Genomic DNA, 12541 nt, shown 5'->3' on the forward strand with positions numbered 1-12541 from the left:
CCCGTCGGGGCCGCGCCAGCCCGGCGTTGCCCACCGGGCGCGGCGGCCGTAGATCAGTGCGAGATCGCCACGGCGCGCTGCATGTAGCCCGTGCTGCTTGCCAGCCGGGCCAGCGCGGCGGCCACCTCGGCCCGCCCGATCTTGAGGTTCAGCGCCCGGTCGTTTGGCGGGAAGTCCTCCTTCAGCGGGCCGGGCACCGGGGTGTCGGCAAAGGCCGAGGGCCGCAGGATCGTCCAGTCCAGCCCGCTGGCCCGCACCAGGCTCTCCTGCAATTCGTGATCGCGGAAGACCGGTCGCAACAGGGCGCCGAACATGATACGCTTCCAGAAGAAATTCAGGTTGGACCAGCTTTCGTGGGCGCCCAGCGTCGATTGGCAGACCAGTCGCGTCAGCCCTTCGGCCTGCATCGCGCGGATGATCGTCAGCGTCCCGTCCGAGCGCACCCGGCTCTTGCGCGAGGCCCCGGCGCCCAGGGCCACGATCACCGCGTCATGGCCGGCCAGCGCGCGCCGAACCCCGGCCGGATCGGTGGCATCACCGGCAAAACGGGCCAGGCGGGGATGATCCAGGACCAGCCGGTCGGGCCGGCGGGCAAAGGCGGTGACGGCATGGCCTTCGTCCAGCAGGGCGGCCACGGCCAGCCGGCCGACCGATCCGGTGGCGCCAAAGACGATGATCCGGCGCGGGGCAGGGGATGTTCCAGCGGCGTCCCGGGGCGTGTGCGGATCGGTGGCAGCGTCGGGAGCGGAGGGGGTGTTTTCGGATGATTGGGACGAGGTCCCACGCAGGGCAGGGGCCATACCGGGCGCGGTCGACATGGGCGGTGAGCCCGGGATGCCCGGCGTGGTGGAGTCCGCGGTCCGAGTATTGCTGACGGTGTTTGGCGGGGCGTCTGACCGGCCCGGGGCGTTGCCGGGGGCGCGTGGCTTGGCGGTTGGCAGGGCCGGGGCGGGGCCGGTGCCTGCGCCCGGGGCGGCAGGCGTGGCCTGGGTCTGGACAGGGTGCGAATTGGGGATCTGGTCGTGGGGCATCGAACGGCTCCTCTGGCAGGATGGCAACTTGACACTGTGTAAACTTGACAGCGTGTCAATTGCATGCGACTTGACGCCATGTCAAGCGATAATCCAGACACCCGCCACCGCATTCTCGACACCACCTGGGCGCTGCTCGAAGCGGCCGATCCGGCGCGGCCCGTGCGCATGGCCGACGTGGCCCGGGCGGCGGGGATCAGCCGACAGGCGGTCTATCTACATTTCCCGAACCGGGCCGAGTTGCTCTCGGCGGTCACGCGCCATGTCGATACGGTCAAGGATGTCGACGGCCGGCTGGCTGCCAGCCGCGCGGCGGCTACAGGTCGGGACAGGCTGGCCGCCTTCGTTGCGGCCTGGGGCAATTATATCCCGGAAATTCAAGGCATTGCCCGGGCCCTTCAGGCCATGCGTGACAGCGATGCCGAGGTCCGCGCGGCCTGGGACGACCGGATGGAGGCCGTGCGCCAGGGCTGTGCGGCGGCTGTCTCGGCGCTGGCCCGCGATGGCGATCTGCGTCCCGGGCTGGACGAAGCCACGGCCACCGACCTGCTTTGCGCGCTTCTGACGGTCGAGACATGGCGCCACCTGCGCCAGGGTTGCGGATGGGATCAGGATGCCTACGTGGAGGCCATGCAACGGCTGTGCGCCGCCGCTGTCACCGGCTGAGCCCGGGCCCCTTGCGGGGCGGGGGCCGCCCGGGGCGTGGCGCGGCAGGGCCGGGCACCACCGCACAGGCCGCCCAGGCGGGCGTGAAAGGCCAGGTTCCCATGGCGGACGAACCGAAAAAATCGATCACGACTCGTTGACAGGCGGCCTGCGGACTTCTATCTCCGGCTGCGTTAGCACTCATGCCAGGTGAGTGATAACGCCCTCCGGGGAGCGAGGGCAAAGGACAAACTTTGAGCTTAAGGAGCTGCAAAGATGGCATTCAAACCTCTGCATGACCGGGTGCTTGTTAAGCGCGTCGAAAGCGACGAAAAGACCAAGGGCGGTCTGATCATCCCCGACAGCGCCAAGGAAAAGCCGGCTGAAGGGCTCGTTGTCGCATGCGGCGAAGGCGCCCGCAAGGACAGCGGCGAGCTGATCGCCATGGCCGTGTCGGAAGGCGACAAGGTCCTCTTCGGCAAGTGGTCGGGCACCGAAGTGACCGTCGACGGCGAAGAGCTGCTGATCATGAAGGAAAGCGACATCCTCGGGATCATCGAAGCCGCCTGATCGGCGCCTTTGACCCCAAGTCGATCCGACTTTCCGAAATTCCAACGCAGGAGATAGAAAATGGCTGCTAAGGACGTCAAATTCGATACCGATGCCCGCAACCGCATGCTGAAGGGTGTCAACATCCTCGCCGACGCGGTGAAGGTGACCCTGGGCCCCAAAGGCCGCAACGTGGTGCTCGACAAATCCTTCGGCGCGCCCCGCATCACCAAGGACGGTGTATCGGTCGCCAAGGAAATCGAACTGGAAGACAAGTTCGAGAACATGGGCGCGCAAATGGTCAAGGAAGTGGCCCAGCGTACCAACGACGAAGCAGGTGACGGCACCACGACCGCAACCGTGCTGGCGCAAGCCATCGTCAAGGAAGGCATGAAGGCGGTTGCCGCCGGCATGAACCCGATGGACCTCAAGCGCGGCATCGACCTGGCCACCGCCAAGGTCGTCGACGCGATCAAGTCGGCCGCCCGTGACGTGACCGACAGCGACGAAGTCGCCCAGGTCGGCACCATCTCGGCCAACGGCGAAGCCGAAATCGGCCGCCAGATCGCCGACGCGATGCAGAAAGTCGGCAACGAAGGCGTCATCACCGTCGAAGAGAACAAGGGTCTCGAAACGGAAACCGACGTCGTCGAAGGCATGCAGTTCGACCGCGGCTACCTGTCGCCTTACTTCGTGACCAACGCCGACAAGATGACCGCAGATCTCGAAGACTGCATGATCCTGCTGCACGAGAAGAAACTCTCGTCGCTGCAGCCGATGGTGCCGCTGCTCGAGTCGGTCATCCAGTCGCAGAAGCCGCTGCTGATCATCGCCGAAGACGTCGAGGGCGAAGCCCTGGCGACCCTGGTGGTCAACAAGCTGCGCGGCGGTCTGAAGATCGCAGCCGTCAAGGCACCGGGCTTCGGCGATCGCCGCAAGGCCATGCTGCAGGACATCGCGATCCTGACCGGCGGCCAGGTGATCTCGGAAGACCTGGGCATGAAGCTCGAGAATGTCACCATGGACATGCTCGGCTCGGCCAAGAAGGTTCAGATCACCAAGGACGAGACCACCGTGGTCGACGGTGCCGGCGACAAGGCCGAGATCGAAGCACGTGTTGCCCAGATCCGCACCCAGATCGAGGAAACCACCTCGGACTACGACCGTGAGAAGCTTCAGGAACGTGTGGCCAAGCTGGCGGGCGGCGTTGCCGTCATCCGCGTCGGCGGCATGACCGAAGTCGAAGTGAAAGAGCGCAAGGACCGTGTCGATGACGCGCTGAACGCGACCCGCGCGGCCGTTCAGGAAGGTGTTGTCGTCGGTGGCGGTGTGGCCCTGGTTCAGGGTGGCAAGTCGCTGGACGGCCTGGAAGGCATCAACGCCGACCAGAACGCCGGCATCGCCATCGTGCGCCGCGCCATCGAAGCGCCGCTGCGCCAGATCGCCGAGAACGCCGGCGTCGACGGTGCCGTGGTGGCCGGCAAGGTCCGCGAATCGACCGACCTGACCTTCGGCTTCAACGCCCAGACCGAAGAATATGGCGACATGTTCTCGTTCGGCGTGATCGACCCGGCCAAGGTTGTCCGCACCGCTCTGGAAGACGCGGCTTCGGTCGCCGGCCTGCTGATCACCACCGAAGCGATGGTGGCCGACAAGCCGCAAAAAGACGCCCCGGCAGCCGGTGGCGGCATGCCCGACATGGGCGGCATGGGCGGCATGATGTAAGTCAGCCGATCCATTGCAGGATCAGGAAAGGGGTCGCTTTGGCGGCCCCTTTTCGCGTTTGGGGGGGCGCCAGTTGGCCGATCTGCGGATCTCGTGCTGTCAGTGGGGGCGCAACAGAGGACCGGGCAGATGTATCCCTTCGTGGGGATCAATCAGTCATGCCCGGCTGACCACCCGTCGGCGGCGAGACGGCCGGCCCCCCGGCCCGGCGAGCCTGGCCCGGCACCCGGCATTTTCCGCATCTTCCCCGCTATGTGAGACCTGGTTCACAGAGCCCCACGCCGGTGCGCGCTAGAACCTTCGGCAAGGGGCCGGGGCAAACCGACCGGCCCGCAACAGCCAGAGCGGAACCGACCCAATGCGTGCCTTCATCCTCTTCATCTGCATCTGCCTCACCCTGGCCACGCGCGGCGCGGCCACGCCGGCCGCCTTCGTCGCCCCCCATTGCCCGCCCGAGGCCCCGGCCACCGCCACCCCGGCCATGGGGTGACGGGCCGGACGCCGGATCAGGCGCCGGGCGTCAGGGCAGGTCCTTGGCGTCGGGCCAGGCCTCGGGATCGGTGTCCAGGTCGGGGAACTTCCTTGGGTCGAACACCGGTTTCTTCACCCCGGCCTTCAGCTGGTCGCGGAAATCGGTGATCAGCCGCAGCGCCTGGGGGAACATCATCATCAGCGCCAGCAGGTTGACCACGGCCAGGATGCCCATCAGCGGATCCGAGAAGGAAAACACCGCCGTCGCCCCGGGCGCCGTGGCCCCCAGGAACACGATGCCGATGATGGCCAGCCGCAACACGTGCAGCGCCGCCGGGCTGTCGGTCATGAAGGTCAGGGCGTTTTCGCCCAGGTAGTAATTGTACATGATCGACGAGAAGGAAAAGAGCAGGATCGCGGCGGCCAGGTAATACTGGACCCATTCGCCCACGTGGCCGGCCATGCTGTCCAGCGTCAGCTTGACCCCGTCGATCCCCTCGGCCCCCGGCTGATAGACATCGCCCAGAAGGATGATGAAAGCCGTGCAGGAACAGATCAGGATCGTGTCGATGAAGACCGAGAAGCTCTGGGTGATGCCCTGGCTGACCGGGTGCTTGACATAGGCCGTGGCCGCCACGTTGGGCGCCGAGCCCAGCCCGGCCTCGTTCGAGAACAGCCCCCGGCGCAGGCCCTGGGCGATGGCCGCGCCCATGCCGCCGGCCACGGCCTCGCGCAGGCCAAAGGCATTGGCCACGATGTCCCAGAGCACGGCCGGCAGGTGCACGATGTTGAGCAGGATGATGACCAGGGCCAGGCCGATATACCCCAGCGCCATGACCGGGATGATGACGTCGGCGGCCTTGGCGATGCGGTGGATGCCGCCATAGACGATGAACCCGGTCAGCACGGCCAGAACGGCGCCCGTCCAGACCCGGGGGATGGCCAGCGCATCCAGCGCCGCCCCGGCCACGGTGTTGCCCTGGAAGGCGTTGAACCCGATGGCAAACGAGGCGATCAGGCAGACCGCATAGATCACGGCCAGCCAGCGGTAGTTCTCGCCCAGCCCATGGATGATCGCCCGGGCCGGCCCGCCGCGGTACTCGCCGCCGGGAGCGGTGCGCTTGTAGGCCTGGGCCAGGGTCGATTCGATCAGGGCCGAGCACATGCCGATCAGGGCGATGGCCCACATCCAGAACACCGCGCCCGGTCCGCCCAGGGTGATGGCCACGGCAACGCCGGCGATATTGCCCCCGCCGACGCGCCCGCCGACCGACACGAAGAGCGCCTCGCGGGCGGAAATCTTGGTGGGGTCCGCGCTTTCCTCGTCGCCGGTCAGCACGGCGAACATGCGGCCAAAGAAGCGGAACTGGGCCAGCCCGGTGGCCAGGGTGAAAAAGACGCCAAGGACCACGAGGAAGGGAATAAGCGCCCAACCCCAGGTCAAGTCGTTGATACCGTTGAAGATCGTGTCGAGGAAACCCATCACTGCCCTTTCTGGTCTGGTCATGTGATGGGGTCCAACCTGACACATCCGCGCCGTTTTACAGGAATTTTTTTCCGTGCCGGTCGCAGGGGGCGGCGAATCTGCCACAAAAAGCGGCTTCCCGGTGCCGGTTTTCCGGGCGGATGGCGGGCATTGGTCGGCCTGTCGGGGCTCGCGGAGGCCTGCCATGATATTGGTGGCCCGGCCGAGGCCCGCGCCCGATGGGGGCTTGCCTTCGGGCCGGGCACGAGGCTCTAACCGGGCGGCGGGCCCGGGTGGCCCGCCATGGATGGTTCCGGGGCAGGGGGCGGACAGGGCATGTCGCGCAAGGATCGCCGGGCAGTGATGCCCGTGGCCCTGACCGGGGCCGAACGGCGCTGGCTGCGTGCCCGGGCGCGCGGGCGCAGCCTGGCCGACAGCCTGCGCCGCCTGGTCGAGGCCGCCCTGGCCGACCCGCCGATCCCCGCCCCCGACGTTCCGCCGCCCGACCCGCCCGCTGCTGCGGGCGCCTCCGACCCGGGCCGTGTCGCGGTGCGCCTTGAGGCGCCACCTGTTGCAGGACGCCCCGACCCGGCCCCAGTTGCGCAGCCCCCCGATGGAGCCCTTGTTCCGACGTTCCGCGACCCGACCCTTGGTGTGGCGCCACCCGACCCAATCCTTGCTATGACGGCCTCTGACCCGACTCTTGGCGTGGCGCCCTCTGATCCGGCGCCTGCTGCGGCGGCCTCTGACCCGGCCTCCGATGCGCCGACCCGCCCGCTGCCCCTGCAATTGCCTCGCTCCACGCGGGTGCGGCTGGCCGAACTGGCTGCCGGACGCGGGGTGATGCCGGATACACTGGTGCGCCTCTGCCTGCGCGCGGCCATGGCGCGCGATCCCGGCCCGGGCCGCAGGGCGCCCCCCGATCCTGCGGAGCCAAATGATCCCACGGCCCCCCACGATGGCGTGTGACCCCGCGCAATTCATTGCCCTCACCGGGCGATTGCGGCTAACGGAGGCGGCATGAAACTTGCCCTGCTGACCTGCCTGACCCTGGTGGCCTTTGCCGCGAATTCCATCCTGAACCGCCTGGCCGTCGACAGCGGGGCGATCGGCCCGGGCGCCTTTGCCGCCCTGCGCGTGGCTTCGGGCGCCCTGGTCCTGACCCTGCTGGTGCGCCTGCGTGGTGGGCGGTTGCCGCTCGCCGTGCCCGGGCGCTGGCAGGGGGCGCTGGCGCTGGCCGTCTACATGCTGGGCTTTTCGCTGGCCTATCGCTCGCTCGACGCCGGGCTGGGTGCGCTGATCCTCTTCGGCGTGGTCCAGGTCTCGATGTTCGCCTGGACGGCCGTGACCGGCACGCCGGCCGGCGCCCGCCAGGTGGCCGGGGCGGGCATTGCCTTTGCCGGGCTGGTCACCGTGCTCTGGCCCGGAGGCGGGCTGGCCGTCGATCCGCTGGCGGCCGGGCTGATGGTGGCCGCCGGTCTGGGCTGGGCCGCCTATACCCTGCTGGGCCGGCGCGAGCCGGATGCCCTGGCCGGCACGGCCGCCAATTTCGTGGCCGCCCTGCTGCCCGTGGCCCTGCTGGGCCTGCTGCCCGAAGGCCTGGACGGTCTGGCCGGCATCTCGGGCGCCGGGCTGGCCCTGGCGCTGATCTCGGGCGCGCTGACCTCGGGGCTGGGCTATGCCGCCTGGTATGCCGTGCTGCCCCGGCTCGATACCGGCCTGGCCGCCGTGCTGCAGACCAGCGTGCCGGTCATTGCCCTGGCCGCCGGAGTTGTCCTGCTGGGCGAAACCGCCAGCCTGCGCCTGCTGGGCGGCACGGTTCTGGTGCTGGGCGGCATCGCCCTGGCGATCCGCCGATGACCGGCCCGGCGCTGTCGCTCGACCTGCGGGGCGCGCAGGTCCTTCTGCCCGGCGACGGGCTGGTCGATGCACGGCTGTCGCTGGCCGACGGGCTGATCGCCGACGGCCCGGTGGGCCGGTCGGTCGACCTGGCGGGCTACTGGGTCCTGCCGGGCATCGTCGACGTGCATGGCGACGGGTTCGAACGTCACCTGGCCCCCCGGCGCGGCGCGATGATGGAGCTGGCCACCGGGTTGCAGGCCGTCGATGCCGAGCTGTCGGCCAATGGCATCACCACGGGTGTCCTTGCCCAGTTCATGAGCTGGGAAGGCGGGCTGCGCGGCGTCGATTTCGCCGACAGGGTCTTTCGCGCCATCCGCGCGGCCCGGCCCGACATGCTGACCGACATGCTGCCCCAGCTGCGCTTCGAAACCCACCTGCTCGACGATTACGCCGATCTGCCGGCCCGGCTGCACGACTGGGGCGTGGGCTACCTGGTGTTCAACGACCACCTGCCGCACGACCGGCTGGCCCAGGGGCGCAAGCCTCCGCGCCTGACCGGCCAGGCCCTGAAGGCCGGGCGCAACCCCGACGCCCACCTGGCCCTGATGCAGGCCCTGCACGCCCGCCAGTCCGAGGTGCCCGCCGCGCTCGAAGCCCTTGCCGCCCGGCTGTCGGCCGCGGGCATCCGCATGGGCAGCCACGACGACCGCACCGCCGAGGCCCGGGACGTCTGGGCCGCCCGTGGCGTGCCGGTCTCGGAATTCCCCGAAACCGCCGAGGCCGCCGCCGCCGCCCGGTCCGGGGGCGGAGCCATCGTCTTTGGCGCGCCCAACGTCGTGCGCGGCGGTTCGCACAACGGCAATGTCCCGGCGCTCGACATGGTGGCTGCCGGGCTCTGCGATGCCCTGGCCTCGGATTACCACTACCCCTCGCTCCGCCGGGCGGTGCAACGGCTGGTCGACGACGGCGTCACCGACCTGGCCGGTGCCTGGGCCCTGGTCTCCTCCGGCCCGGCCCGCGTTCTGGGCCTGGCCGATCGCGGCACCCTGCGCCCCGGCCTGCGCGCCGACCTCGTCGTGCTCGATCCCGCCACCTGGCGCATCGGCGCCACCATCACCCGCGGCCGCGTCGCCCACATGGCCGCCCCCGTCGCCCACCGTTTCCTCGCCGCCTGAGGCGCACAGCCGACCGCCCGTTTCTCCTCCCAAACATCCGGCCTCTGCCCATCCACCCGGCGCCTCCCCCGGGCAGGGGATCAAAAAACCCCACCGCCAAACCAAGACAAGGCCGGGCAATCGCCCGACCTTGCTGCTTCTTTCTCTTCTCAAATATCCGGCCGTCCAGGCCCCGCCAGGCGCCGTCCCCGGGCAGGGGCCCCGCCCGTGTCAGCCTGCCCGCTGAATCCGGTTCACATGGCCCATCTTGCGCCCGGCCCGCGTCTCGGCCTTGCCATAGAGATGTACCTGCGTGTCAGCGTTGCGCAACAGTCCCGGCACCCGGTCCATGTCGTCGCCGATCAGGTTCTCCATGATCACGTCCGCATGCCGTTGGCCGTCGCCCAGCGGCAGCCCGGCCACCGCCCGCACATGCTGTTCGAACTGGTCCACCGCACAGCCCGCCTGGGTCCAATGGCCCGAATTATGCACCCGTGGCGCGATCTCGTTGACCACCAGCCCGCTGCCCGTCACGAAAAGCTCGACCCCCATGACACCAACGTAATCCAGCGCGTTCAGGATGCGCCCGGCCAGCAGCACCGCATCGGTCCGCTGGGCCGCGGTGATCGGGGCCGGCACACTTGTCGTGCGCAGGATGCCGTCGCGATGCACGTTGGTTCCCGGGTCAAAGGCCGCCACGCTGCCATCCACGCCCCGAGCCGCGATGACCGAAATCTCCGAGGTGAAGGGCACGAAGCCTTCCAGGATCGCCGGCGCACCTTGCAAGGCGTCGAGCGCCTCGGCCGCCATTTCCGGCCCGTCGATCCGCACCTGGCCCTTGCCGTCATAGCCGAATCGCCGGGTCTTCAGGATCGCCGGCGTGCCGATCTGTGCCAGCGCGGCGTCCAGCGCGGCCAGGTCGGGGCAATCTGCAAAGGGCGCGGTGGTCAGCCCCAGTTCCGTCAGCCAGGTCTTTTCGGTCAGCCGGTCCTGGCTGACCCGCAGCGCCTCGCGCCCGGGCCGGATCGGCCGGAGGTCTTCCAGCAGGTCCAGCGCCGCCGTGGGGATGTTCTCGAATTCATAGGTGATGACATCGACGCTCTCGGCAAAGGCCCGCAGGGCGTCGGCATCGTCATAGGGCGCGGTGGTCACCCATTCGGCCACCTGGCCGGCCGGCGGGTTGGCCGCCGGTTCGTAGACATGACAGCGCAGGCCCAGCCGTGCGGCGGCCATGGCCAGCATGCGGCCCAGCTGGCCACCGCCCAGGATGCCGATGACCGACCCGGGGGCCAGCGGGGCGGCGAGCGTGCGGCGATCACTCATCGACGGGCACCTCGGGGATCGAGGCCGACAGCGCCGCGCGCCAGGCATCCAGCCGTTCGGCCAGGGCCGGATCGGAGGTGGCCAGGATGCCCGCGGCCATCAGCCCGGCATTGGCCGCTCCGGCAGCGCCGATGGCCATGGTCGCCACGGGAAAGCCCTTGGGCATCTGCACGATGGAATAAAGCGAATCGACCCCCGACAGGGCCCGGGTCTGGACCGGCACGCCGATCACCGGCACCCGCGTCTTGGACGCCATCATGCCCGGCAGATGCGCCGCTCCGCCGGCCCCGGCGATGATCGCCTTCAGCCCGCGCCCGGCTGCCGCCCGGCCGTAATCCCACAGCCGATCCGGCGTGCGATGGGCCGACACGATGCGTGCCTCGTAGGGAATCGCCAGGGCGTCCAGGATGTCGGCGGCCTCTTTCATGGTGGGCCAGTCCGACTGGCTGCCCATGATGATTCCCACCTCGATATCGCTCATGTCTCTTGTCCCCGCTGGCGAAAGAGCGCGTACTATAGCGGGATCGTTTCGCTGGGCAATGCGGGATCTGGGGGCATCGGGCCAGGCGGTCCGGGGCCTTGGCCAACGCCCGGCAGACGGCGGACAGAAAGGGGAAAAGATGCTGGAATTGCGCCCGAATTGCGAGCTTTGCGACAAGGACCTGCCGCCCGACAGCGCCGAGGCCCGGATCTGTTCCTACGAATGCACCTATTGCGCCGATTGCGTCGAGACCCGGCTCTGCGATGTCTGCCCGACCTGCGGCGGTGGCTTTGCCCCGCGTCCCATCCGCCCGCGCCGGGCCTGGCGCGCAGACCTGTCGCTGGGGTTGGCCCATCACCCGGCCGGTCAACAGCGCCACCACAGCCGGTTCAGCCCCGAGGACATCGCCGCCCATGTCGCCCGCATCCGCGACATCGCGCCCGGGGACCGCTGACCGGCGGTCTTGCCGGGGCGTATGATGGGATAAACGGCGGGCCGGTGGCGGCCGGATCAGGCGATGATGTCGGGGGTCAGCCGGTCTTCGATCAGCGAGATCTTGTCCTTGAGCAGCAGTTTCTGCTTTTTCAGCCGGCGGATGGTCAGCTGGTCACCGGTGCCCCTTTCCTCCAGCGCCGAAATGGCCTGGTCGAGATCGCGGTGCTGGCGACGGAAGACTTCGAGTTCGACGCGCAGCACCTCGTCGGTTTTCATCGAAAGATCTGACTGCACGTTCATTCGGGCCGCATGATTCCGATCAAGGGGGTTCCCGAACTATAGGTCGCGGCGGGGCCTGGTGCCAGTCTTTGTTAACGGCACGTGGTTAATGGCCCATGGATCACGGGCCGTTTTGGGCGGAACATGGGCCGCGAAAAGGGCCGGGGGGCAGGATGGGGGAGGGGAGGCGGACCGGGCCTTGCCGTCAGAGAGCGGCAGTCCCTCATGCTCTGTATGGGGCGGCCCTTATGCCCGATGACCCGCGTCATGCCCGGTGAAACCCAGGGTGCCCATTGCTGCCAGCGGTGTCGAGCGTTGCCCCTGATGCCCGGCCACGCCGGGGGCAAAGGTGATGTGGTGCGATCACGGCGCGGTCACGGGCCGGCATGCGGGGCCTTGTTGCGTTCCGGCGCGGACCCCATATTCTGGGTCAGGGGCCGCCACAACGGGGCCCGTACCACCCGTCGCTTTCGATCAAAGGACGTGTCGATGACGAAACTCACACTGGGCTCCTACCCCCATCTCCTGGGGTTCGAGCAACTGGAACGGCTTCTGGAACGGACGGCAAAGTCCGAAAACGGGGGCTATCCGCCCTTCAATATCGAACAGACCTCGGACCATTCCTATCGCATCACCCTGGCCGTGGCGGGGTTTCGCGAAGAGGACCTGGCCATCACCGTCGAGGACCGCCAGCTGGTCATCCGCGGCCGCCAGGTCGATGACGAGGCGGACGGGCGGATCTTTCTGCACCGCGGCATCGCGGCGCGGCAGTTCCAGAGGGTTTTCGTGCTGGCCGACGGTGTCGAGGTCGGCGAGGCACGGATGGAAAACGGTTTGCTGCATGTCGATCTGACCCGGGCCGTGCCCGAGCCGGTGGTGCAGACGATCCGCATCAGGAAAGGGTAAGTCATGAACGAGAAATACGAATTCGAAGCCGGCGAACACCCCATCGTCTATGTCAAGACGGTCGAAGTGGCCGACCTGCCCGAAGAGGTGCAAGCCGAGGCCGAGGGGCTGGACCTGCTCTATGCCGTGCACGATTCCGAGGGCCAGCAGCTGGCCCTGGTGGCCGACCGGCGCATGGCCTTTGCCCTGGCGCGCCAGAACGACTACGCCCCCGTCTCGCTGCACTGAGCCGGCC

General features: G+C 68.6%; 15 protein-coding genes. 10 read left to right on the forward strand and 5 right to left on the reverse strand.

Annotation, left to right across the window (positions count from 1 at the left end; genetic code table 11):
* Positions 1–53: 53 nt before the first annotated feature.
* Positions 54–818: an NAD(P)-dependent oxidoreductase gene (locus ACK3BB_RS08265; RefSeq protein WP_428928246.1), complete on the reverse strand. Its 765-nt coding sequence runs from the start codon at positions 816–818 to the stop codon at positions 54–56.
* 291 nt (positions 819–1109) lie between these two features.
* On the opposite strand from ACK3BB_RS08265, the gene ACK3BB_RS08270 reads away from it, so the two are divergent.
* From ACK3BB_RS08270 to ACK3BB_RS08285, 4 genes are all read left to right on the forward strand, one after another.
* Positions 1110–1697: a TetR/AcrR family transcriptional regulator gene (locus tag ACK3BB_RS08270; protein ID WP_428928247.1), complete on the forward strand. Its 588-nt coding sequence runs from the start codon at positions 1110–1112 to the stop codon at positions 1695–1697.
* Between the two features lie 255 nt (positions 1698–1952).
* Entirely contained in the window at positions 1953–2246 is a 294-nt protein-coding gene (locus tag ACK3BB_RS08275; protein ID WP_428928248.1) for a co-chaperone GroES, read from the forward strand.
* Between the two features lie 60 nt (positions 2247–2306).
* Positions 2307–3950: a chaperonin GroEL gene (groL, locus tag ACK3BB_RS08280; RefSeq protein ID WP_428928249.1), complete on the forward strand. Its 1644-nt coding sequence runs from the start codon at positions 2307–2309 to the stop codon at positions 3948–3950.
* Positions 3951–4308: 358 nt separating this feature from the next.
* Positions 4309–4440 carry a hypothetical protein gene (locus tag ACK3BB_RS08285; RefSeq protein WP_428928250.1) on the forward strand — a complete coding sequence of 44 codons (132 nt, stop codon included), beginning with the start codon at positions 4309–4311 and terminating at the stop codon, positions 4438–4440.
* Positions 4441–4470: 30 nt separating this feature from the next.
* On the opposite strand, the gene ACK3BB_RS08290 is transcribed toward ACK3BB_RS08285, so the two are convergent.
* Positions 4471–5928, reverse strand: coding sequence for an alanine/glycine:cation symporter family protein (locus ACK3BB_RS08290; RefSeq protein ID WP_428928251.1), 1458 nt, complete (start codon positions 5926–5928; stop codon positions 4471–4473).
* 294 nt (positions 5929–6222) lie between these two features.
* On the opposite strand from ACK3BB_RS08290, the gene ACK3BB_RS08295 reads away from it, so the two are divergent.
* Genes ACK3BB_RS08295 through ACK3BB_RS08305 form a run of 3 tightly spaced genes read left to right on the forward strand, consistent with a single transcriptional unit; the run spans position 6223 to position 8903 of the window.
* Positions 6223–6855: a hypothetical protein gene (locus tag ACK3BB_RS08295; RefSeq protein ID WP_428928252.1), complete on the forward strand. Its 633-nt coding sequence runs from the start codon at positions 6223–6225 to the stop codon at positions 6853–6855.
* 51 nt (positions 6856–6906) lie between these two features.
* Positions 6907–7746 (forward strand): DMT family transporter, encoded by an 840-nt coding sequence (locus tag ACK3BB_RS08300; RefSeq protein ID WP_428928253.1) that lies wholly within the window; start codon positions 6907–6909, stop codon positions 7744–7746.
* Positions 7743–8903: an alpha-D-ribose 1-methylphosphonate 5-triphosphate diphosphatase gene (locus ACK3BB_RS08305; protein WP_428928254.1), complete on the forward strand. Its 1161-nt coding sequence runs from the start codon at positions 7743–7745 to the stop codon at positions 8901–8903. The genes ACK3BB_RS08300 and ACK3BB_RS08305 overlap by 4 nt, the downstream gene beginning before the upstream one ends.
* A gap of 210 nt (positions 8904–9113) precedes the next feature.
* On the opposite strand, the gene ACK3BB_RS08310 is transcribed toward ACK3BB_RS08305, so the two are convergent.
* Entirely contained in the window at positions 9114–10205 is a 1092-nt protein-coding gene (locus ACK3BB_RS08310) for a 5-(carboxyamino)imidazole ribonucleotide synthase (protein ID WP_428928255.1), read from the reverse strand.
* Entirely contained in the window at positions 10198–10686 is a 489-nt protein-coding gene (purE, locus tag ACK3BB_RS08315) for a 5-(carboxyamino)imidazole ribonucleotide mutase (RefSeq protein ID WP_428928256.1), read from the reverse strand. Before purE ends, ACK3BB_RS08310 begins: the two co-directional genes overlap by 8 nt.
* Positions 10687–10825: 139 nt before the next feature.
* Between purE and ACK3BB_RS08320 the strand changes: the two genes are divergently transcribed.
* Positions 10826–11140, forward strand: coding sequence for a DUF1272 domain-containing protein (locus ACK3BB_RS08320; RefSeq protein WP_428928257.1), 315 nt, complete (start codon positions 10826–10828; stop codon positions 11138–11140).
* Between the two features lie 56 nt (positions 11141–11196).
* Here ACK3BB_RS08320 and ACK3BB_RS08325 read toward each other — a convergent pair whose 3' ends face one another.
* A complete protein-coding gene (locus tag ACK3BB_RS08325; RefSeq protein ID WP_428928258.1) occupies positions 11197–11421 on the reverse strand; it encodes a YdcH family protein in 225 nt (74 codons plus the stop codon).
* Between the two features lie 468 nt (positions 11422–11889).
* Here ACK3BB_RS08325 and ACK3BB_RS08330 point away from each other — a divergent pair, with 468 nt between their 5' ends.
* Positions 11890–12306: an Hsp20 family protein gene (locus ACK3BB_RS08330; protein WP_428928259.1), complete on the forward strand. Its 417-nt coding sequence runs from the start codon at positions 11890–11892 to the stop codon at positions 12304–12306.
* A gap of 3 nt (positions 12307–12309) precedes the next feature.
* Entirely contained in the window at positions 12310–12534 is a 225-nt protein-coding gene (locus ACK3BB_RS08335) for a DUF1150 family protein (RefSeq protein WP_428928260.1), read from the forward strand.
* Positions 12535–12541: the final 7 nt, after the last annotated feature.

It is taken from the genome of Marinibacterium sp. SX1, assembly GCF_050389775.1.
In the GTDB taxonomy this organism is placed as follows: domain Bacteria; phylum Pseudomonadota; class Alphaproteobacteria; order Rhodobacterales; family Rhodobacteraceae; genus Marinibacterium.

Coding starts and splice junctions, on each gene's coding strand:
- ACK3BB_RS08265 (WP_428928246.1), bottom strand. CDS start 818: ATGTCGACCGCGCCCGGTATGGCCCCTGCCCTGCGTGGGACCTCGTCC.
- ACK3BB_RS08270 (WP_428928247.1), top strand. CDS start 1,110: ATGTCAAGCGATAATCCAGACACCCGCCACCGCATTCTCGACACCACC.
- ACK3BB_RS08275 (WP_428928248.1), top strand. CDS start 1,953: ATGGCATTCAAACCTCTGCATGACCGGGTGCTTGTTAAGCGCGTCGAA.
- groL (WP_428928249.1), top strand. CDS start 2,307: ATGGCTGCTAAGGACGTCAAATTCGATACCGATGCCCGCAACCGCATG.
- ACK3BB_RS08285 (WP_428928250.1), top strand. CDS start 4,309: ATGCGTGCCTTCATCCTCTTCATCTGCATCTGCCTCACCCTGGCCACG.
- ACK3BB_RS08290 (WP_428928251.1), bottom strand. CDS start 5,928: ATGACCAGACCAGAAAGGGCAGTGATGGGTTTCCTCGACACGATCTTC.
- ACK3BB_RS08295 (WP_428928252.1), top strand. CDS start 6,223: ATGTCGCGCAAGGATCGCCGGGCAGTGATGCCCGTGGCCCTGACCGGG.
- ACK3BB_RS08300 (WP_428928253.1), top strand. CDS start 6,907: ATGAAACTTGCCCTGCTGACCTGCCTGACCCTGGTGGCCTTTGCCGCG.
- ACK3BB_RS08305 (WP_428928254.1), top strand. CDS start 7,743: ATGACCGGCCCGGCGCTGTCGCTCGACCTGCGGGGCGCGCAGGTCCTT.
- ACK3BB_RS08310 (WP_428928255.1), bottom strand. CDS start 10,205: ATGAGTGATCGCCGCACGCTCGCCGCCCCGCTGGCCCCCGGGTCGGTC.
- purE (WP_428928256.1), bottom strand. CDS start 10,686: ATGAGCGATATCGAGGTGGGAATCATCATGGGCAGCCAGTCGGACTGG.
- ACK3BB_RS08320 (WP_428928257.1), top strand. CDS start 10,826: ATGCTGGAATTGCGCCCGAATTGCGAGCTTTGCGACAAGGACCTGCCG.
- ACK3BB_RS08325 (WP_428928258.1), bottom strand. CDS start 11,421: ATGAACGTGCAGTCAGATCTTTCGATGAAAACCGACGAGGTGCTGCGC.
- ACK3BB_RS08330 (WP_428928259.1), top strand. CDS start 11,890: ATGACGAAACTCACACTGGGCTCCTACCCCCATCTCCTGGGGTTCGAG.
- ACK3BB_RS08335 (WP_428928260.1), top strand. CDS start 12,310: ATGAACGAGAAATACGAATTCGAAGCCGGCGAACACCCCATCGTCTAT.